Raw genomic sequence first — 20,448 nt, 5'->3', positions numbered from 1 at the left:
TGTTGCTCGAGGGCATTGCCTTCAAGGACGGCGAACCGGTGCAGGACGATCGGCCGGTTCAGCAGAAACTCGCCGCTTGATATCGACAGTCACGGTGCTGCCCATACACCACTCTTGACGTTAGCTCCGACAAATGCTCCGTCATTCGCTGTTGCCCCATACTATTCCCCGTTCATTTGTTCGCTTGCGGGCTTTGCCTAAGCTGCCGGGCGGTAAACTGGACCGTTCCCGCTTGCCGTTGCCACGGCAAACCGCGGTGGGCGTATTCGCGCCGCTGGTTACCACGACCGAGCATGCACTGGCCGCGGTTTGGCAGGAAGTGCTTGGTATGTCGACGATTGGTGCGGACGCGCATTTCTTCTCACTGGGTGGTACCTCTATGCTGAGCGTGCGCTGTGTGGCGCGGGCGGCCAGGATGGAAATCCGCTTTTCTGTCAGCGAGTTGTACGATTATCCAGTGTTACGCGAACTGGCTGGGCTGATCGATGCCCGCTCCGGCGAACTGGTGCACCACGATGGCGAAATCGACGGTGGAGTGGAAGTAACGCCTACGATACGCTTCATGAATCGGCGCATGGGTTTAGACGAGCATTTCAACATGTGCGCGATCTGGCAGGACGATAGCTGCCGTTTGGATCCGGCCATATTGGAGTCCGCTATCGTTAGGTTGGCGAAAGACTACCCACTGTTGCGCACCAGGATCTCTCGAGATGACGCGGATCTACGCTTCCATACCGGAGTCGGAGCGTTGCATCTGGAGCGAGTTGCATTGGGCTCGTACTCAGAGCTCGGGGATTGCACGCGAGAGGTATCTGGTATCGCTGAGAAAGCGCAATATGCATTCCGGTTCGATGGTCGTACCTGGATGTCGCGTTTCCAATTGATCGAGGCGGAGGTCGGTGGGCGGCCGCACAGATGGATTTTTATCATAATTCATCATTTCCTGGTCGACGGCTATGGGTTCCGGCTGCTGCTGGACGAAGTAGAACGCTACTATCTGGCGATAGAGCATGACCAAGCACCGGATCCCGCATTCAGTGGCCGCGCGCAGGTGAATCGATGGGTGAAGGCGCTGCGCGAACATGTGAGCGGTTCGTTGGACAGCAACATTGCTTATTGGCGAAGCCGGCCATGGGAACTGCTGCGTGAGGATGGTGCAACAGTCTTCGAGGTTGAGCCAGTCGATAGTGGCGCTGATTCCAGCCGGCGCTTGTTCGAGATGCTCCACACTGGGCAGATGCACAGTGATGCTGCTTTCGAGGCCTTGTGCGCGCACAAGGGGATTCGCTATCTGGATCTGGATGCGGAATCGACAAAGATTCTGCTCGATCTGCATCCGGACCGGCACGGCTTTGACGCGTTCGACGTCATCCTGTGCGCCTTGGCGGAGGTGGCAGGACGGGGCAACCAGCGACGAGGGCTGTTTCTGGACAGCATGGACATGCTGCGCACGCCTATCCTGCCGGGTCAGGATCTGTCGACAGTTATGGGCTTTACCGCGGAACTTGTCCCGCTGGCCATCATTTGTGAGGGGCGACTCAGTGTGGCGGAACGTCTGAAAGCGGTGCGTCGTCAGCGCAATTCGGCACGGATCCATGGCATTGGGCTACGGGCGGCTGCGTATCTGCTGCCGGATGATCAGGCGAAGGCATTGGTGGATTTCGACTGGCCGCGTGTTGTCGTCAACTATCGCGCTGTGTTAGATAATCTTCGTACGCGCATGCTGCTCGGCCTTGCTCAACCCACGATCTGGACGGGTGATGGGATGGGGCCCAACCGTCATCACACGTTGCGGTTAGATATCGATAATGTGGACGGTAAACTTCGTATCCAGATGCATTGTGCGTTGCCTTGCTTTTCCGCAGAGGAGACGAATATGCTGGGACGTCAGTTGCTGCATTGTCTCGCGGCTTATGCCGGATGGCTCAGGGACAATCAGGAAGATGTGGACGCAACAAGCGTGAAGGACGGGGCCACAGTATGAACACGCCAGCAGTTGCGGCATCACGGATGCAGTCAATGGCCCACGATCGACTGTTGCCACTGATCCTGCGGCTGGCTCTTCCGTCCGTCATTGGCGTCACTGTCAGTGCCGCTTATCAGTTGCTCAACGCCTATTTCGTGGGGCGGCTCGGAACAGCAGCACTCGCGGCGATGGCATTGTCGTTCCCATTTGCAATGTGCATCACGGCAATAGGCACAGATCTTCGGTGCAGGGGCCGCCTCGTTGATTGCTCGAAGCCTGGGACGTGCCGACGATCACTCTGCCAACGATTATGCATCGCACGCGTTATGGTCTGCGATGGTAATTGCTGGCATAACGGCTATCGCGGGCTGGCAGTTGGCTCCAACTTTGCTGACATGGCTAGGCGCTGGACCATCGATTTTGCCACTGGCGGTGGCTTATCTTCATTGGCTGCTGTTGGGCTATGTGGCAGTGGTATTCAATATGGTCTGTGGTTTCATCGTGAGAGCGGATGGCAATACCGTGCTCAGCATGACGACCCAAGTTTCATCCTTCGCAATGAACGCGGCACTCGACCCGGTGATGATTTTCTGGTTCGGGCTGGGCATCGAAGGGGCTGGCATCGCAACATTTCTGGCCCAGTTGTGCGGCTTAACTTTGTATTGGCGACATTTCGCGGGCAGGCACGGAGCCATCGTCTTATCGTGGCCATCGGTGGGACGCTGCGGGTGCCGGCTGGCGAGCATCGCCCGCATCGGCATTCCGCCAGCGCTCAATACGCTGCTCGCGGTAGCGGCCATGTCCATGCTCAATGGGTTCGCTGCTCGCTACGGTGAGGCATCGGTGGCGGCGATAGGTTTGGCCAGCCGCTTGGCGATGCTGGCAGCACTTCCGCTGTATGGACTGTGCAGCGGGGCGCAGTCGGTTGTTGGGTTTAATGTCGGCGCAGGTAACTGGACACGGGTGGCGCAAGCGGTTCGGGCTATGGTTGCCGTCGCGCTAACGTTCGCCGGAGTCTATGCCGGCTGGGTCGTGTGGCAAGCGAGAACCATCATCGGCTGGTTTGCGCACGAGTCGGCGACGATAGAGATTGGCAGCCGCGCGATCTTGCTATTCCATTGTGCGTTGCCGGTGTTAGGGGTGCAACAGGTGTGCCTGCTTTTCATGCAGGCCAAGGGCAACGCAGTCTGGGCAACGCTTGTAGCGGTACTGCGGCATGGCTTGTTTCTGATGCCCCTGATGGCCTTGCTGCAGCACGCTTATGGGCAAGACGGCCTTTTGTTCTCGGTAGCGGCTGCCGATATGGCAGCGGGTCTTATCGCTATGGTTATTCTATACAGTGAAATGCGGCAGATCGACAAGGCCTCCCGGCTCTGTCAGGTTAATGGAATGGGGCCGTAGAATGACGTAATGAAGAAGACAAAACCGCTTTATCACGGTCATCGCTTCCCTGTTATCGTCATCAGCCGTGCGGTTCGGTGGTATTGATATGACTTTGCGTGTTAATCGCGACATTAAATTCCAGGTTGTTGCATCGATGCATGAATTTCCTGACGGCGGCGCAGCAGTAAAGCCGATGGACGATGCGAAGCTTCTAGTCCTCTCCGCCGTGTAGCCAATAGGTCTACAGGAAGGTCGCCACAATCTACGGGCATTTTTCCGCAGAAACCCTACGGATAACGAAGTTGTTATAGATGAGGTATCCGTCTTTCTGCAGTCTTTTATGGAAAGATATTAAGCCCACCGTTGGCGACAAGCTGTTGACTTGCAGGATCCCAGGCATCGGCGCCGTCGATGTCGCCGCCCTTCCATGCTGCGACAATTTCACTAGGCGCAAGAGGTACTGGTATGATTTTGCTGCGGTCAAGCCCGTATACCCTGATGGCCGCGTCCAGCGCGTATTGTGCCGTCGAGTTCGGAGGGTAGCCGATGGTCTTGCCTTCGACTTACCGGAGTGACGAGATATCCTTACGGAAAGTCAGTTCGCTGGTGGAAATCACTTCTGGAACACCGATAGTCTCGATAGGTAGAGGACGAAATTTTTGGCCATGTCGAGGTGTGCGGTGTGGTGCGGTTGTTGTCAGGCGCACCACGAGAGAACATTCATCAGCCAGGGCCAACCAACGACTACTTCTAAGCAAATTACTGCGACGGTTATAGGGAAACGCGATCTCGTCTGAAAGAGCGGTGCTATTTTCATTTGCCGGAGGCGCTGCCCGATGCGATCCTGGACGATTCTCGGCTACGGGCCGGTGCCTGCGAAGGAGGCGGGGGGCCAAAACGAGCATTCATGCCGTCCGCACAACGACACACGAATGCCCGACCACAGTTGGGCATACACAAGGCATAGTAAGCGCCAACTCGAGCTTGCAATTACCCACTTCTTTTTAGCGCAAGCTTATAGCCGATCTGGATGTCTGTCAGACGTCGCATCCCGCGCCACATTACGGTATTGCCCGGCGGAGGGTCGTTGGGGCGCGCAAGGTAACCCCCGAGCTGAGCGAGCCTGATAACGTTGCGCACGAGCGGCGGAGCTTGCGCGTTGTGGGGCGTATCGTGAACGATGTGTTCAAGCAGTTCGATTTCGGTGTGCGTGAACGCGAGTTCGGCGCCGGCCTGCGGCGCCGATCGGCCGAGCATGGTAATCCAGAATATGCGCCAGCTCAGAATGCAGAAGATTGCGATCAGATTCGTTAGCCGCTCGGCTGTACGAAGCCGGGACTCCTCGGCTTTGCAGCCCGATTTCAGGATTTTGTGGAAGGTCTCGATCTTCCAGCGCATTGCGTACCAGTCGAGCTTTTCGATTGCCTCTGCACGAGAGCGGACCGGCAGGTTGGTGATCAGCTTCCATTCGATGCGGGCACGCCCGGGCGGCGGATCGCGTTCCTGAGCGTGCAGGACTGTTAGCTGTAGCGCACGGTAACGGTTCTGCTTGCCGATGGGCGGCAGAACGGTCATAGGCTGGTAGCGCAGTTCGAGCGTCGCGGTCATCGGACGGCCTTTCGCGTCGCGAAGCTCGACGCGGTGGAGCCCCTTGACCTGAACCATGCTGCATGGCTTTGGAGATCGTGTGCTGACCGTCTCCCGCGAGCCTGTCAACGCAGGTACGCACAAGGAAGTGGGTGCAAAGTAAGCGCCCGGTCATCCCATCTTGAGTCACGGTGAAAGTCTTGGGAGCATCGTGTTCACTTAAATAGGTGGACACGTGAACACTATTGAAGAAGCAGCGGCACCTAGCCGTCGACGACGCCGGCGCTACAGCGTCGAATTCAAGGCTCAGGTAGCGGCAGCTTGCCAGGGGCCCGGGGTATCGCTCGCGGCCATCGCATTGCACCACAAGCTGAACGCGAATCTGCTTCGACGTTGGGTCGAGCAGGCCGAAACGAACGATTGTGTGCTGGTGGCGCGTAGCGACATGGCAGCGCCACTGGTAGCGGCGCCGGCACCGGAATTTGTACCGCTCGCTCTTGAGACGCGAAACACGCGCACAGCTGAGATTCGGGTCGAGGTGCGTCGCGCGGACCTGTCAATAACGGTTAGCTGGCCAACCTCAGAGGCAGCGCAGTGCGCCGCCTGGCTGCGCGAGTGGCTCGCATGATCCGCATTGATCAGGTGTGGCTGGCAGTTGACCCGCTGGATATGCGGGCCGGCTTCGATACGGCACTGGGTCGGGTGATCACCGTGTTCGGCGCTGCGCATCCGCACCATGCTTACCTGTTTGCCAACCGGCGAGCCAACCGCCTGAAGGTGCTGGTTCACGATGGGATTGGCATCTGGCTGGCTGCGCGACGGCTGAATCAGGGGCAGTTCGCGTGGCCGCGCGCTGGTAGCGAACCAAAGCAACATGCGCTCACGCAGGAACAACTTGCCGGTCTGGTGGTGGGTTTGCCATGGCAGCGCATCGGCGCGGACGGCGTGATCCGTGTCGTTTGAGGACGTTCGGGACGTATACGGTCGCGCTTTCGCGCTCTCCGGGGTTCTGGCAGACTCGTCTGCATGGATCTGCCCGCCGACCTCAACACTCTTAGCCCCGAACAACTGCGTGCGCTCGCCACGCAACTGATTGCACGCGTCGAAGACCGGGACCGGGAGATTGAAGAGAAGACCCGGGAGGTCGGTGAGAAGGAGCGGGAATTACGCTATCGGCAGACCCGCATCGACCAGTTGACCCACGAGATATCGATTCTCAGACGCCATCAGTTCGGCAGGCGCAGCGAGCAGCTCAGCAGCGATCAGATGAACCTGCTGGACGAGGCAATTGACGCGGATCTCGCCGCCATTGAAGTTGAGCTCGAGCAACTTCAGCCACAAGCCACAACCGAGCCGCTACCCCTGCAACCGAAGCGTGCAGCGCTGCCGGCGCAATTGCCGCGCACAGAGATCCGGCATGAGCCGGAGAGCACCGTATGCCAGTGTGGCTGCGAGCGCGTGCGCATCGGCGAGGACATCAGCGAGAAGCTGGACTACACGCCAGGTGTGTTCACCGTGGAGCGGCATATCCGTGGCAAGTGGGTGTGCAGAAACTGCGAAACACTGATTCAGGCTGCGGTGCCTGCGCACGTCATCGACAAGGGCATCCCGACCGCGGGACTGCTGGCGTCAGTGCTGGTTGCCAAGTACGCTGACCACCTTCCCCTGTATCGTCAGGAGCAGATCTTTGCGCGAGCGGGCGTCGCGATACCGCGCTCGACATTGGGCGCATGGGTCGGTACGTGCGGCGTGCAGCTACAACCGCTGGTCGACGCGCTGCATCAGGAAATCCTGCAGCAGGGTGTGCTGCATGCGGATGGGACACCGGTACAGGTGCTCAGTCCCGGCAAAGGCAAGACTCACCGCGCGTATCTGTGCGCGTATACGCCCACACACTACAGTGAGTTACGCGCCGTGGTCTACGACTTCGCCGAGAGCCGTGCAGGCGAACATGCGCGCGCGTTCCTCGCTGGCTGGCAGGGCAAACTGGTATGCGACGACTACAGTGGTTACAAGGCTGGATTCCAGCAGGGCATCACTGAAATTGGATGTGCGGCGCACGCGAGACGCAAGTTCTTCGATCTGCACGCCAATCACAGCAGTCAGATCGCCGCGCAGGCGCTGCCGTTCTTCGCTGCGCTTTACGACATCGAGCGCGACGCTGCAATGCTGCAAGCCGACGAACGCCAAAAGCTCCGACAGAGTCGGGCCAAACCGGTCTGCGACGCACTACACGAATGGATGATGGCGCAGCGCAAGCTGGTGTCGGAAGGTTCTGCAATTGCCAAAGCGCTGGATTACAGTCTTAAACGATGGGATGCGCTGACCCGCTATCTCGATGACGGTCACGTGCCTATAGACAACAACTGGGTCGAAAATCAGATACGTCCTTGGGCTATCGGCAGGTCGAACTGGTTGTTTGCCGGTTCGCTTCGAGCCGGCAAACGAGCCGCAGCCATCTTGAGTCTGCTACGTTCAGCGCAACTGAATGGGCACGAACCGCATGCCTACCTGAAGGACGTTCTCACCCGATTGCCGACTCAAAAGGCCAGCGACATCGCAGCATTGCTGCCTCATCGCTGGCAACCGGCGGATCCCATCCGCTAGTTCAGTTCGCCAAGACGGGTTTGCTGGCCGCTTACGGTGCAAAGATCGTATGCGGTGCAAAACAGCTCGTAAATGTCGCTTTCCCGATCGCCGATGTGAATGCAACGCACAGGATCGTCGAGAAGCTCGGTCGACTGGCGCATATTCTCCAGCCATCGCCAGCTTTCCTTTTCCTCAATCGGTACGCGCGTGGGATTGATATGGCGCTTGAGCTCCGAAGCCCCCTTGAACCGCTTTCTCGTCCAGAACTTCACCGCCGTCAGGCCAAGTGGCAATCCATCGGCAGTAACAGCAAGACTCGAATGCATCAGGATGTCGCATTGCGTGAGCGGTCGTCGCGGGCCCATGCCATTCTTCCCTGTGCGCAGGCTCGTCTTGCCCGTGTAGCCGATGAGTTCGGGACGCTCGCGCTGGTACGAGAATGCGGTCGTGTCCTGCAGGATAAGCACTGGTCCATCGGTGGCCTTCACACGTTCGGCGCTGGCCTGGAAATGCCCGCTCAGGATATCGTGTTCGCTGACGCGGTCGTTCGACAGAAACCTGTACGCGGCCTTGGTAGAAGCCCAGTCCTGACATGCGAACGGAATAGTCTGCCCCATGCCGTCCCAGAGCTTTTCCAGCAGCGTTGCGAAGCGACGGCGCAACCGTGTGTCCTGGAATTCGCCTCCCTGGACTCCAAGATTCATCCACGACCGATCATCCGCCCGTCGCTTGCCGGCCATCTCGCTTACGCATGGAACGTGACGTATGCCAGGTTACCAGGTTTCGCGGCAAAGATGTGGGCAATTGCAAGCAACTCGAGACCATCTTGACGAAGGTCTCGCTCCGAGATACCCCATTCGGCGGATCATCGAGGCGTAATATCAGGATTGGGCATAGCTAAACAGCCTGAAGACCTGTTCAAGGACGACAGGCAAGAGCGCCTCAGCACGTTCCTTCACAGGTCGCTTCAGGAACGTCAGCTGCCGCTCAATTCGCTGACTCGCGACCACCGTTGTGAGATTGTTGGGGCCCTTGGGGTGGAAGGATGTTTCCAGAAAGTCGGATTGAGGCTCAGTTCTCTCAGCGCTTGGCCTGTCTGCATTCGTACACCGTTTGTCTGGAAATCGCCATTGCCTACATCCGTCGGCGAGATTGGAAGAAATGCGTCACGCCAGTCACTGTTGACCAGGCCCTTTGACAGAGTCTTCCTCGCATACAGCGCCAGCAACATTCTGGCCCTACGGAACCCTTGTGAACCTGCTCACCGGATTGCCACCACGCTAACCCGCTGCCATTCATTCATTGAGCTTACTGTCCGAAATGCCGACGCGCATGCCGTCACAGTTCAATGAACTCCACGGCAGCTGCGCTCAAAGCGCCTTGCTGATCGATGCAGATATCGTGGCAAGTGATCATCGCATACCTCGCTGAAGACTTAACACCCCGCTTTGGCCGCGAGATCGGCTGGGCCAATCTCGCTAGCATGCGCGACTTCCATCTCGCCTCGCCCGAGGGAGAGATTTTCCAGACAGTGTCTGAAAAATCGGCGGCTCACCGCGATCAAGCGTTACTCAATGCCGTCTAGTGCTGTCATTCGGTGATTTCACGGGCCATCTCAAATACCCAAAGATCCGGCTTGACGGAACGGTGGCTATCGCGCGTATCTCGCTGCGCCTCAGACCTGGTTCCTCTGCTTGCAGCAGGCTATTTTTCCCGCATACAGGTTAGCGGCCGCTCGCGAATATACGGTGGCTGACGACACCGTGTCGCGTTTCCGCTTATCGCGCAGAACGAGGACGCAGGCGCAGACGTGTCGAACGCCCCACCGACTATGGGAATTCATTCGGCACATCGGGAGTAGCAATGTTCTGGGGTCCCACGGGCAAATCCAGTTGCCTTAAACGGCCCCAGAAGGGCGACAAGCGTTTGAAGCGGATCTTCTATCAGTCGGCATTTGCATCCATGCGCTGTCCCAAGAGCGCTGCCTTTAAACGTAAAGAAGCGAAGCGCCGTCATCAGATCATCATTGCTCTTGCCAGGAGGCGTGTGAATGTGCTGAGCGGCCGCGGCGTAGCGCGCATCGTATCGGCGTGCGCGCGGCAGGCTGCCAGCAACCGGGCCGGGAACGTCGCGGCTCGTGCGCACCACGCCGCTAAGCAGCCACGCGGATCGTCCGTCCAGTGCGCGAGCCACTTTTGCGCAGGCATGCCCAGAACGTGCCGCTCCAGCCAGTCGGAGGAGTCAACCGACTCGACGTCGGGCAGCGTATGCGGCGCGGCGGCGGCCAGCCGCACCGGCCAGTCGGTCCACATGCAGCGAAGATGCACGGCAAGCGTCTCACGCATGAGCATTGCGGCATGAGCGGCGTTGGTCACATCGTCGCGTTTGTGCTCCACTGAAGCGCCCGCTGCGCCGACGGCAAGTTCTGCGCAGAGCCTATGTGCGAGTCCGCACAACGAGAACAGCGCCGACAGCCGCGCCGCAGCGGTTGCTACCGGTTGCCCGCGCAGCAGCGCGGCGGCCAGTGGTGGGCGCCCGCCCGCAATGCTGTCGTGCCGGCCGGGGCGCACCCGGTACTGTGCGGCCAATGCTGCCAGCATCGCCGCGGTCATGGAGCGCTCCCGAACGCGGCCGGCCGCCGCAGGAGCGCATGACGCGACACGCGCGGGACACCGCCCGATGTGGCGCTCTTCTGTCTGGGGAATTCGAGCATCGGCAAAAAGAGCGAGCAGCACGCATAGGTTCCGACGTCTTGCGCGTGCGCGCCGAGCCATTTGAAATCGACGTCGCCAACGCGCAAGTGCGCTTTACCGGCCAGCCGCGGACATTCCACCGAGTCCCGCACCGCGCCGGGTAACGAGAGGGGCCTCATGGACCGTGGCGTGATCGGCATCCCGAACCAACCGCATCGGGCCCCGGTCTCGCCGGGCACCGGGTCAAAGCCGGTCCCCTCGATACGCAAGGCGAGTTTCACGACCGGCATGTCAGGCATCGCACTGGTTGCGGCCGTTTCGAAGTGCGCTACAAGCCTAGCCACCCTTGGATCGCCGTGTATGACCTTTCGCTGGATTGCACGCACGGTCAATCCGCGTCCCACAAGAAAAATGACCTGATCCGGCGCGCGGCCATAAACGCGGCAGCGCCAGTGCGCCTGAAGCGCCGCGAACCTCGCGTGCGGAGGAATCTGCAAGACCGGATCGCCTTGTTCGGGATGGTGGATCCACCTGCAGAACTTGCATTCGAGGCATGTGTGCGTCGCGATTGGGCTGCTGGCGCCGAGATGGCAGCCCTCGAATTGCTTCGTTCGCTCGTCCATCGTCACGCCTCACCCATCCAGTCGATCAACTGGGTCAAGCGCTCGCGCGAATCCGCGAGGTCTTCCGGCGCGGCGCGCACGACCTCTGGCAGATCGGTGATCTCGATCGTGTTCAGGATCAGCATGTCCTGCGAGTTGAAATATGCAACACGCCAGCAGTTCGCGATCGCCGTGCTGCCCACCCGGCAATTTCCGTAGCCGCGCGACAAGATCTGCACCGCGCCTTCGCCCAGCACGGCGTCGATCAGTTGCTGATCCCCCGGCGACAATGGCAGGAGCGTAAGGTTGACGATGTGGGGCGCATGCCCGGCGCGCCAGCGCGCGGCGGAATCGCGTACTTCGCTCAGGATCGACGGCGCGTTCATCACGTCGAGCGGCAGCATGTCCGGCAACGGCATCATCGGGTGCGCCGGGTCCTTGGGCTGGGCAAGCATCGCGGGGGCCGCGCCGATCTCGAGCCGGTCGACCGGGCGCGCGCCATTCCGCTCGACTACGCGCCACAGGCCGGCAAACACAGTCTCCTGGATCAGCCCGCCGCTCCGCTGCGCGCCGTCGACGCGCGCGCTGACCTCGCCCTCGCCCAGCACGTCGTTGAGAACGCGCAGCGTTGCTCGATCGTACGGCGTCAGATCGATGGCTTCGGACGGCGTACCAGGTTTGTATGCCGCCAGTACGCCTAATACGTTGCGAAGCACGCCGCGCGCGCCGTCGAGTGCCCGCGCATCGCAGCGCTCAGGCAGCGTCGGCGCCACATAGATGCGCATGCCTTGCGGCATCGGCAGATAGTCGAGCACCGCATCGCTCTCGGCTTGGTTTCCCGGGCGGAAAGGCGCGACGGGAATGGGAAATGGACTCATGGACACGATCAACGACCCCAAAGATTGATCGACAATTCGTGACAGCCGGGCGAAGCGCCGACGGTGCGGCCGGGAATGCCGACCCATGGCGTCCGCGTAGTCGGCTGCCCGAGCGCATGTGCGAGGTTTGCCACGTAGTCATTCCAGTCCGTCATACTGGAGAGCCTCGTGACATAAGCGCCGGCGTGCAGCCACAGCAACGTGGACCACGGCCACCGCCACACGCGGCGCGCGAGCTCGGGCAGCACCACGGCCACGTCGAGGAAGTCGGGAAAGCGCGTCCCGTCGGCCGTGAGCAACGCTACGCATTCGCCGCCGTCCACAACCCAATCGCCTACCTTTCGTTCGTCCACGGACACGGCGTGTCTGCCATCAGTTAGCCGCTGCACCACGGACGTCGCGTCAAGCGCGGTACCGTTCGTATTTGTCATGGCGATTCCTCGGAGGACCCGTGACGGCCATACGCCGGTTGCGCGCTGGAGGTCAACTGGGTCAAATCGTCCACGCCGAGCGCGGACGGCAATTCAAAATTCGGGCTCGCTCGGGCCATGGCGGCATCTCCCTTCAGCGCCAGTTCCACGAGCGAGAGCGTCGCGTCGATTTCTGCCGCGCGTGTCCCGTCGAGCTTCTCGCGCGCCATGTCGAGAAAAACCAGCAGCCATTCACCGGCGCTGCATGGACCAACTAGCGAAGTGTCGATCCGGCGGTGGCCGCCGCGTCCGTGGCACAGCGCCCGCAAGCCCTGCACCTCGACCACCCGCATCGGCACGCCTATGCACACGACGGCGGCTCCTTGCGGCGCATGCGCAGCAGCACGCGCTCGTCGCCGGTGCGGCACGCATTGGCCTCGCTGGGCCGCTCGCCTTCGTAGCGCGAAAGCGCGAGATGCGGCAGCGTGACCGCATCGTCGGCATGTAACGGGGTGTGACGCGGCGTGGGCTCTCCGCCCCATGCGGCAAGGCGCTCGAGGCCAAGTTCGAGCGCGCGCTCGAGCGATGCTTTAATGGTGGGTCGCAGGCTGCCTCCGAAATCGGCCACTTCGTCCGGCTGGCAGCCGATCAGCAGCACGCGGCGTGGATACCGGCCTGTCAGGCGCGCGAGCATTAGTACCTCCTGGAAGCCGGTCTGGTGCAGGCTCATCTTGCGCACGCCGAGGAACGCCGGTACGTCGTCATCCTCAACGATCTTCAGCGTGCCCGGCGCGAGACCGTAATCGACCGCGTCGAAAATGAGCAGACTGTCGGCCGCCTGGACGTACTGGACCAGACACAGCCCTTGCGTGCCGCCGTCTATGAGGCTGACGTGCGGGGCAAACTCGAAGTGCTGCTCAAGCGCCTCGATACAGCGCACGCCAAAACCCTCGTCGGCCCACAGCAAGTTGCCGATGCCGAGTACGACGATGGCAGGCACGCCGGTTTTTGGGCAAGTCAGCATTGCAACCTCACTTCCTGAACGTACGGTAGCCCGATATCATCGTGCCGACCATGTTCTGGCGGGCCATGATGTCTTCGCGGATCGCCATATAGACATGCACGATAACGAACATCATGATCGCCCACATGCCGAGGCGATGCCACGTGTGCACGGTCTGTGACTGGCCGATCAGCGTGGATACCTGGCCAAACGCAATCTGCTGCCAAGAGCCGGCCTGCGCGCCTTCGCCATACAGTGCGAAACCGGTCACGATCATGAAGAGTGAGATCAGCAAGAACACGAAAAACATCGCAAATCGCGATAACGGATTGTGCCCGCTGAACTGGCGCGGCGTGGGCCCGAGGAACGAGTAGTAACGCAGCATGGTGAGCATGTCCATCCAGTACTCGCGCGAGAATACCGGCACCCAGAACATTTCGCGCGCATGGCGATTGCCGACAATCGCCCAATACGCGCGGCCCGCAAGCCCGATTGCGAACAGGTAGGCCGCGGTGAAATGCACAAAGCGGATATAGCCCATCAGAAAATTCGCGCTCGCCTCGCCGGGCTGTGTGAGAAGCGGGGCGCCGATAAGATAGCCGATCAACGCCAGCACTACGATCGACACTGCGTTGATCCGGTGCCAGACGCGTACCGGCGCTTCGTACACGTAAATCGCCTCGGTGGACGAAACAAAGTCAGCCGCCTTTTCGCATCGAGAATACGATTGCATCGTCATCATCCTTTCCTGCCGCGCGGCGCCGGCGAGCGCAGGCGCTGTGGCGGCCTGGTGGGGTTATCGCACAGTCACGGCGGTCATTTCCGCACCGTCCGCGTTCATCACGTGCGTCGAGCAAGCCATGCAAGGGTCGAACGAGTGCAGCGACCGCAGGATCTCGACGGGCTGCTCGACGTTCGCCACGGGCATGTCCATGAGGCTCGCTTCGAACGCGCCGATCTGCCCTTTCGCGTCGCGCGGGCTGCCGTTCCACGTGCTCGGAACGACGCACTGGTAGTTCTCAATGCGACCGTCCCTGATCCTGATCCAGTGGCCGAGCGCGCCGCGCGGCGCGGCGACCGCGCCCACGCCCTTCGCCTCGGCTGGCCACGTCGAAGGGTCCCACTTGTCCAGGTTCGCGGTCGAGGTATCGCCGTTGCGGATGTTTTGTAAGAGGCTTTGCCAGTCGTCCGCTATCATCTCGGAGCAATACTCCGCTTCAAGCGCGCGGGCGAGCGTGCGGCCGATGGTGGTCGGCAGCAGTTGCTTCACGCCAAGCGAGCTTTCCGGCAAGCCGAGCAGCTTTGGCATGCCCTGGTTCACGGCAAGGAGGGAGGCCTCAATCTGTTCCTTCATACGGCCGCAATGCGGATTGCTCTGCTCCGCGTGTGCGTAGCCGAGGATGTAGCGCGCGAGCGGTCCGACTTCCATCGCGTGCCCCCGCCAGCGCGGCGACTTGATCCACGAGTACTTTGCGCTCTCGTCGATCGACTCGATTGCGGTGCGCGTGCCCTTCGTGTTGGGTCCGAGCTCGTAGTGCGGTTCGGTAATGCCGTCCCAAGGATGCAGCCCGCGGTAGTTGTCAGGGTATTGATACCAGGAGTGGGCGACAAATTCCTGCACTTGCTCGGGGTCGCGCGGATCAACCGGCAGGAGCGTGTTCCAGTCGCCGTTGATGATGGCTCCGCCCGGCATCTGGTTGGTGGATGGGTTGTAGTTGACGAGCGGATACGCGCCGTAGTCCATCACGTTGGTTGCGGCTAGGCCGCCGCCATGCAACCAGCCGCGTGCTTTGTAGATCGTGCCGATTGCAAGCAGATCGGGCACATAGACGTTGCGGCAGAAGGTGATCGCATCGTCGATGAGCGACTTGACGAAGTTTAGGCGCTCGATGTTGATGGGTGCGCCGGCCGCTAGGTCGCTGCCGATATTGATCGCGCAAGGCACGCCCCCTACGAGGTAGTTCGGGTGCGGATTCTTGCCGCCGAAGATCGCGTGGATCTTGACCCACTCCTTTTGCATGTCGAGCGCTTCGAGGTAGTGCGTCACGGCCATCAGATTCGCTTCCGGCGGCAGCGCGTACGCGGAGTTGCCCCAGTAGCCGTTCATGAACGGACCGAGCTCGCCGCTTTCGATGAACTTGCGTAGACGCGTCTGCACATTGCGGAAATAGCCCTGTGATGACATCGGATGCGCGGGCGAGATGCGCTGTTGCAACTCGGACGTTAACTTGGGGTCGGCGCTTGAGCGCCGACAACACGTCGACCCAGTCGAGCGCGTGCAGGTGATAGAAGTGCACCACGTGATCGTGCACTTGCAATGTCTTCGACATGATCTCGCGGATCAGGTGCGCGTTGGGCGGAATGCGGATGTCGAGCGCGTCCTCGACGGCGCGCACGGAGGCGAGCGCGTGACATCCCGTGCATACGCCGCAGATACGCTCGACGAACGCCCATGCGTCGCGCGGGTCGCGCCCCTTGAGAATGACTTCAAGGCCACGCCACATGGTGCCGCTGGAAACGGCGTTGCGGATCACGTTGTTCGAATCAACATTGACCTCGACGCGCATATGGCCTTCGATGCGTGTGACTGGATCGACGACGATCCGGCGTCCGTTCCTACCGAGCTGAAATCCTGGGTTCGAAATGGCTGTCATGGTTGCTTTTCTTTTGCGGCTTCCTGTGCTTGTCGGCTGCACCCCGACGCGAGGTGTAGCTATTGGCCGTCGCGGTCGTCCATAGAGTCCTGCTTCGACCTGGCGTGCTGAATTGCCGAAGCGGCTGCATGCGCAGCAGTGGCGGCGCCCACCACGACGGCCGCGGTAGCGCCGATCTTGTCGGCGTTCGCTTCGACTCCGAACTGATCGATCCGGGTGAGCCGATCGTAGAAGGAGCCCTTGTCCCAGAATCCTTCCTCAGAGCAGCCGATGCAGCCGTGGCCCGCCTGAATGGGGAAGCTTGTGCCGCCGTTCCAACGCACGGTCGAGCAGGCGTTGTAGGTCGTCGGGCCCTTGCAGCCGACCTTGTAGAGGCAGTAGCCGCGCCGTGCCGCTTCGTCGTCCCACGACTCGACGAACTGGCCCGCGTCGAAATGCGGACGGCGGTAGCACTTGTCGTGAATGCGCTGGCTGTAAAACATTTTCGGACGGCCTTGGCGATCCAACTCCGGTATCCGGTCGAACGTGAGCATGTAGGTGACGACGCCCGTCATCACTTCGGCGATCGGGGGGCAGCCGGGCACCTTGATGATCGCCTTGTCGGTGATCACCTTGTGGATTGGCACCGCCTGCGTCGGGTTCGGCTTTGCCGTCTGCACGCAGCCCCACGATGCACACGACCCCCACGAGATCACAGCCTTCGCGTCCTTCGACACACGGCGCAACTGATCGACGAATGGCTTGCCGCCGATAATGCAGCTCATACCGTCTTGATTCAGCGGCGGATTGCCTTCGACGGCGAGGATGTAGTTGCCACGGTACTTTGTCATCACGTTTTCGAGGATCGCCTCGGCCTGGTGTCCCGCGGCAGCCATCAAGAGGTCGTCGTAGTCGAGCGAGATCATTGAAAGCACGACGTCCTTCGCCAGCGGGTGCGCCGAGCGGATGAACGACTCTGAGCAGCAGGTGCATTCGAGTCCATGTAGCCAGAGCACCGGCGTGCGCAGTTTGGTCTCCATTGCGTGGACAATCTTCGGCATGAACGCAGGCCCGAGGCCGAGCGACGTTGTCGTCAGCGAGCAGAATTTGAGGAAGCTACGGCGCGAGATCCCTTGGCGTCGCATGACTTCATAAAACGTTTCGATCACTGTGTGGTCCCTTGATGGCGTTCGGCCCCGCGAAGCTGGCATACGACCGCGTCTTCGGGCGTCTCACTGTCGGTGAAGCGTTTTGAAAATAACAAGATTCGTGCCGACCTTGCGTCGCGGGTCCCTAACGAAAAAAATGTTCCGCGCCGCTTCCCATAATTGAGGCGGAAGCGGGAAGGACTACGTGCTACGCCGACAAAACCTTCTCATAGTGGCGACGGGCCGTTCGTCTGACAGAGGTCAGCCAGTACGGCATCTTCAGAGAACGAAGCAAAATATCTGGGAGGAGGTTCACGAATCAACCTATGCGCCACCTTTTCGCACGGCGTGAAACTGGAAAAATTGCCGAGAAAGCTCGATAAATTCTTCGAGTGCCTGTCTTGTTTGTCCAATTCTCGACGACATATGTCGGCGTTGTCACGTTAAGGCTAGGCTGAAAAAGTCGCCGAATTTGCGACGTCTCGGCATTGTGGAGGTGTTCAGGTCGTGACGCCGACCATACTCCAGATACACCTCGGCTTTTGGGGCGCCTTTCGTCCACTACGGACGCACTTGTGCCATCAATCGCGTGCCCGACAGGTAGAGATTGGCGCGCGCCAAAGCTATGAAGCCAGGTTCGTACTCTGCGCTAACCGTGGTAGGCACCTTCGTGAAACCCCACATCGATTGGCCACTGCGAAGACATGCTCCACGCGTGCGCGGATCCTCGACTTGTGGCAGTTCTCGCCGCGCTGCACCGTATTGACTTCACACGCGCGGTGGGTGTGCTGCTTTGCCGTGGATTAGCCTTCTGGCTGGCGTAAGCGCTGTTAGCGTAGACCTTCCGCTCCTGGCCGTGTAGCAATTGCGGCAGTGGAAGTTTTTCATGCACGTTGGCCGGTACTACGCTGTGCACCAGGCCACTCTCGCTATCCTCGTCGATGTATAGCTTCGCGCCGAAGTAGCATGGCTAGTCTTGCGCGCCTGGTGCATTTGGGGGAGCGCGAATTCTGTTCATTCTTCGTCAAATTTTGGCGCACCGATGATGGTCGCATTCACGACCGTGACGCTCTGGAGTTTCATGCCGCTCGCCACGTGGCCGACTTCGGCAATCAATTTCTCACCCAGCTTGAGGGTTTCAAGAAGACGACGAAATTTCAGCAGTGCGGTGGCAGTCTGGTACTGCCTTCCAATCCAGACTCTCGCAAAGCGACGCAGCCTAGCACTAACGTAAAGAGCGTCGTCACAAGCGAAATCGGCTAGGTTGAAGCAGTGCTGGATAAAATGAAGGCGCAGCATGCGCTTCTGGTCAATAGGCGGGCGGCCATTGCCGCACCTCGGATAATACGGCTCGACCACCGCGCAAAGTTCAGCCCACACGACGAAACTGCATTCATCACGAGAAACTCATCGCGTCGCGTCCGTTTGTGGTGTGTCTCGAAAGCAGCACCTTCAGCGGCCGTCGACAGCGTCGGCGGCTTCATCCTGTTCTGTCCTCCGGATCCACCCCGATCTATAACGCTCGTAGTAGCTCTGCGGCCGACTTGATCAGCGTTGCGTGAAGTATCATTCGTGCGCGGGGAGATGTTGCATGTCCGACAACGTCGGAGATGCAACACTGCGGTTGCCGCGACAACGGAGAATTAAGGCGGCGGTTATGTCGCAACGACCGCTTAACTTCGCCCGACGCTTATCAACTCGATGCTCGTTGTGCGCTTGTGTGCAGAGTGGGGCCGTGCTGGACTAAACGATCAATGGGCCTTTACGGCGGAAGTCACTCATCGTCCTGGACCTCGACAACTGCCGGCTTACCATCTCAATGCAGTGTAGCGGTAGGGCGCTGCGTTGCGGTAAGATTCACCCCCGCATCTTGATAGCGCCGCCACGGTGCCCAAACGCTGTCGTCACCCAGTGGATGCGGCCATGCATGTGCATGCGGTGATACATGTCCTACTCGCTATACCTCCGCAATTTTGGTTCCCCTTTCGCTCCGCCGCGGCTCTCAGATTTGTCGCCTCGATCGCCAAGAAAGCAACGCCGCGGATTGGCATTGATCTTGCGTTCCCAAGGGGCCCGGTGGATGCGCATCGTGCCGGGAAGACGCATCGCCCATTCCAAAAAGGAGGCATCACGATGGCGTTACTGGAACGAGCCGCATGGTATGACATTGCACGTGCCACCAACTGGACCCCAAGATATGTGACGGAGTCGGAGCTCTTTCCCGATCTCATGTCTGGGGCGCAAGGCATTCCCATGGCGAGTTGGGAAACCTACGACGAGCCCTACAAGACGTCGTATCCCGAGTATGTGCGCATCCAGCGTGAGAAGGATGCTGGCGCATATTCAGTCAAGGAGGCACTTGAGCGTAGCCGCATGTTCGAGGACGCCGATCCGGGGTGGCTCTCCATTCTGAAGGCGCACTACGGTGCAATTGCGCTCGGCGAATATGCGGCGATGAGCGCCGAGGCCCGAATGGTACGTTTCGGCCGTGCGCCCGGCATGCGCAATATGGCCACCTTCGGCATGCTCGACGAGAATCGTCATGGTCAGTTGCAGCTTTACTTCCCTCACGACTACTGTCCCAAGGATCGCCAGTTCGATTGGGCCCACAAGGCGTATCACACCAACGCGTGGGGTGCGATTGCCGCGCGCAGCGCGTTCGATGACCTGTTCATGTCGCGCAGTGCGATCGAAATCGCAGTCATGCTAACCTTCGCGTTCGAGACGGGTTTTACCAACATGCAGTTTCTCGGCCTCGCGGCCAATGCCGCCGAAGCGGGCGACTTCACTTTTGCAAGCCTGATTTCCAGCATTCAGACAGATGAGTCGCGCCATGCGCAAATCGGGGGTCCCGCGTTGCAGATCCTGATCGCCAACGGCCGTAAAGAGCATGCTCAAAAGCTCGTTGATGTCGCCATCGCGCGCGCGTGGCGTCTGTTCTGCCTGCTCACGGGCTCCTCGATGGATTACGCCACGCCACTCGTGCATCGCAAGCAGTCGTTCAAGGAATTCATGCGGGAATGGATCGTAGGTCAGTTCGAACGCACCCTGATCGACCTCGGACTCGACCTGCCATGGTACTGGGAACAGATCGTTAGCGAGTTCGACTACCAGCACCATGCGTACCAATTGGCTATCTGGTTCTGGCGGCCTACCGTGTGGTGGAATCCTGCTGCCGGCATTACACCTGAGTGCCGAGACTGGCTCGAAGAAAAATATCCCGGCTGGAACGACACGTTCGGCAAAGTGTGGGATGTCATAATCGATAACCTGCTTGCCGGCAAGCCTGAGCTCACCGTTCCCGAGACGCTGCCGATCGTCTGCAACATGAGCCAGTTGCCCATCTGCGCGATCCCTGGCAATGGCTGGAATGTAAAGGACTATCCGCTCGACTACAACGGCCGCACGTATCACTTCAACTCGGAAATTGATCGCTGGGTGTTCCAGCAGGATCCCGTTCGCTACCGCAATCACCTCGCGCTCGTTGATCGCTTACTGGCTGGGCAGATCCAGCCACCCGACCTGAGGGGTGCGTTGAAGTACATGGAACTCGCAC

Annotated in this window: 18 protein-coding genes and 2 pseudogenes; 7 read left to right on the top strand and 13 right to left on the bottom strand. The window is 60.1% G+C overall.

Annotated elements, in window-relative coordinates; translation table 11 throughout:
• Nucleotides 1-133 precede the first annotated feature (133 nt).
• Entirely contained in the window at nucleotides 134-1,984 is a 1,851-nt protein-coding gene (locus AB3X86_RS36320; protein ID WP_368599687.1) for a phosphopantetheine-binding protein, read from the top strand.
• 243 nt (nucleotides 1,985-2,227) lie between these two features.
• On the top strand, nucleotides 2,228-3,367 hold the full coding sequence (locus AB3X86_RS36315) for an MATE family efflux transporter (RefSeq protein ID WP_368599686.1): 1,140 nt from the start codon (nucleotides 2,228-2,230) through the stop codon (nucleotides 3,365-3,367).
• 320 nt (nucleotides 3,368-3,687) lie between these two features.
• Here the strand turns inward: AB3X86_RS36315 and AB3X86_RS36310 are convergent, their stop codons facing one another.
• The gene (locus tag AB3X86_RS36310) at nucleotides 3,688-3,849 is read right to left on the bottom strand and encodes a hypothetical protein (protein WP_368599688.1); all 162 of its coding nucleotides are present in this window, start codon (nucleotides 3,847-3,849) and stop codon (nucleotides 3,688-3,690) included.
• A 490-nt stretch (nucleotides 3,850-4,339) separates the two neighbouring features.
• Entirely contained in the window at nucleotides 4,340-5,014 is a 675-nt protein-coding gene (locus tag AB3X86_RS36305; protein WP_368599685.1) for an IS4 family transposase, read from the bottom strand.
• Nucleotides 5,015-5,171: 157 nt separating this feature from the next.
• Here AB3X86_RS36305 and AB3X86_RS36300 point away from each other — a divergent pair, with 157 nt between their 5' ends.
• The 3 genes from AB3X86_RS36300 to AB3X86_RS36290 all read left to right on the top strand — a co-directional run bounded on the left by AB3X86_RS36300 (nucleotide 5,172) and on the right by AB3X86_RS36290 (nucleotide 7,543).
• The gene (locus AB3X86_RS36300) at nucleotides 5,172-5,564 is read left to right on the top strand and encodes a transposase (RefSeq protein WP_368586319.1); all 393 of its coding nucleotides are present in this window, start codon (nucleotides 5,172-5,174) and stop codon (nucleotides 5,562-5,564) included.
• Nucleotides 5,561-5,899, top strand: a complete 339-nt coding sequence (gene tnpB, locus AB3X86_RS36295) for an IS66 family insertion sequence element accessory protein TnpB (RefSeq protein WP_176112030.1) — start codon at nucleotides 5,561-5,563, stop codon at nucleotides 5,897-5,899. The genes AB3X86_RS36300 and tnpB overlap by 4 nt, the downstream gene beginning before the upstream one ends.
• 63 nt (nucleotides 5,900-5,962) lie before the next feature.
• Nucleotides 5,963-7,543 carry an IS66 family transposase gene (locus AB3X86_RS36290; protein WP_368599684.1) on the top strand — a complete coding sequence of 527 codons (1,581 nt, stop codon included), beginning with the start codon at nucleotides 5,963-5,965 and terminating at the stop codon, nucleotides 7,541-7,543.
• Here AB3X86_RS36290 and AB3X86_RS36285 read toward each other — a convergent pair.
• The gene (locus tag AB3X86_RS36285; protein ID WP_368599683.1) at nucleotides 7,540-8,265 is read right to left on the bottom strand and encodes a transposase DNA-binding-containing protein; all 726 of its coding nucleotides are present in this window, start codon (nucleotides 8,263-8,265) and stop codon (nucleotides 7,540-7,542) included. The genes AB3X86_RS36290 and AB3X86_RS36285 overlap by 4 nt on opposite strands.
• A gap of 668 nt (nucleotides 8,266-8,933) precedes the next feature.
• On the opposite strand from AB3X86_RS36285, the gene AB3X86_RS36280 reads away from it, so the two are divergent.
• The gene (locus tag AB3X86_RS36280) at nucleotides 8,934-9,110 is read left to right on the top strand and encodes a hypothetical protein (RefSeq protein WP_368599682.1); all 177 of its coding nucleotides are present in this window, start codon (nucleotides 8,934-8,936) and stop codon (nucleotides 9,108-9,110) included.
• A 430-nt stretch (nucleotides 9,111-9,540) separates the two neighbouring features.
• Here the strand turns inward: AB3X86_RS36280 and AB3X86_RS36275 are convergent, their stop codons facing one another.
• The 10 genes and pseudogenes from AB3X86_RS36275 to AB3X86_RS36230 form a co-directional block, all read right to left on the bottom strand.
• Nucleotides 9,541-10,137, bottom strand: coding sequence for a hypothetical protein (locus AB3X86_RS36275; RefSeq protein ID WP_368599681.1), 597 nt, complete (start codon nucleotides 10,135-10,137; stop codon nucleotides 9,541-9,543).
• The gene (gene hybE / locus AB3X86_RS36270; RefSeq protein WP_368599680.1) at nucleotides 10,134-10,841 is read right to left on the bottom strand and encodes a [NiFe]-hydrogenase assembly chaperone HybE; all 708 of its coding nucleotides are present in this window, start codon (nucleotides 10,839-10,841) and stop codon (nucleotides 10,134-10,136) included. The genes AB3X86_RS36275 and hybE overlap by 4 nt, the downstream gene beginning before the upstream one ends.
• A 2-nt stretch (nucleotides 10,842-10,843) precedes the next feature.
• Nucleotides 10,844-11,698, bottom strand: coding sequence for a hydrogenase expression/formation protein (locus tag AB3X86_RS36265; RefSeq protein WP_368599679.1), 855 nt, complete (start codon nucleotides 11,696-11,698; stop codon nucleotides 10,844-10,846).
• An 8-nt stretch (nucleotides 11,699-11,706) separates the two neighbouring features.
• On the bottom strand, nucleotides 11,707-12,129 hold the full coding sequence (locus AB3X86_RS36260; protein ID WP_176112230.1) for a hydrogenase: 423 nt from the start codon (nucleotides 12,127-12,129) through the stop codon (nucleotides 11,707-11,709).
• On the bottom strand, nucleotides 12,126-12,461 hold the full coding sequence (locus tag AB3X86_RS36255) for a HypC/HybG/HupF family hydrogenase formation chaperone (RefSeq protein ID WP_368599678.1): 336 nt from the start codon (nucleotides 12,459-12,461) through the stop codon (nucleotides 12,126-12,128). Before AB3X86_RS36255 ends, AB3X86_RS36260 begins: the two co-directional genes overlap by 4 nt.
• Before the next feature lie 8 nt (nucleotides 12,462-12,469).
• Nucleotides 12,470-13,132: a HyaD/HybD family hydrogenase maturation endopeptidase gene (locus tag AB3X86_RS36250; protein WP_368599677.1), complete on the bottom strand. Its 663-nt coding sequence runs from the start codon at nucleotides 13,130-13,132 to the stop codon at nucleotides 12,470-12,472.
• 7 nt (nucleotides 13,133-13,139) lie between these two features.
• Nucleotides 13,140-13,844, bottom strand: a complete 705-nt coding sequence (cybH, locus tag AB3X86_RS36245) for a Ni/Fe-hydrogenase, b-type cytochrome subunit (protein WP_368599676.1) — start codon at nucleotides 13,842-13,844, stop codon at nucleotides 13,140-13,142.
• A gap of 63 nt (nucleotides 13,845-13,907) precedes the next feature.
• Nucleotides 13,908-15,765: pseudogene (locus AB3X86_RS36240) on the bottom strand (nickel-dependent hydrogenase large subunit).
• Between the two features lie 59 nt (nucleotides 15,766-15,824).
• Nucleotides 15,825-16,910, bottom strand: coding sequence for a hydrogenase small subunit (locus tag AB3X86_RS36235; RefSeq protein WP_176112500.1), 1,086 nt, complete (start codon nucleotides 16,908-16,910; stop codon nucleotides 15,825-15,827).
• Nucleotides 16,911-17,453: 543 nt separating this feature from the next.
• Nucleotides 17,454-18,376: pseudogene (locus AB3X86_RS36230) on the bottom strand (IS5 family transposase).
• 649 nt (nucleotides 18,377-19,025) lie between these two features.
• On the opposite strand from AB3X86_RS36230, the gene AB3X86_RS36225 reads away from it, so the two are divergent.
• A partial coding sequence (locus AB3X86_RS36225) for a toluene monooxygenase (RefSeq protein WP_368599675.1) occupies nucleotides 19,026-20,448 on the top strand: 1,423 nt, incomplete at its 3' end.

The organism is Paraburkholderia sp. BR14374, from assembly GCF_040948685.1.
In the GTDB taxonomy this organism is placed as follows: domain Bacteria; phylum Pseudomonadota; class Gammaproteobacteria; order Burkholderiales; family Burkholderiaceae; genus Paraburkholderia; species Paraburkholderia youngii.
This window is presented reverse-complemented; position numbering and strand designations above follow the sequence as displayed.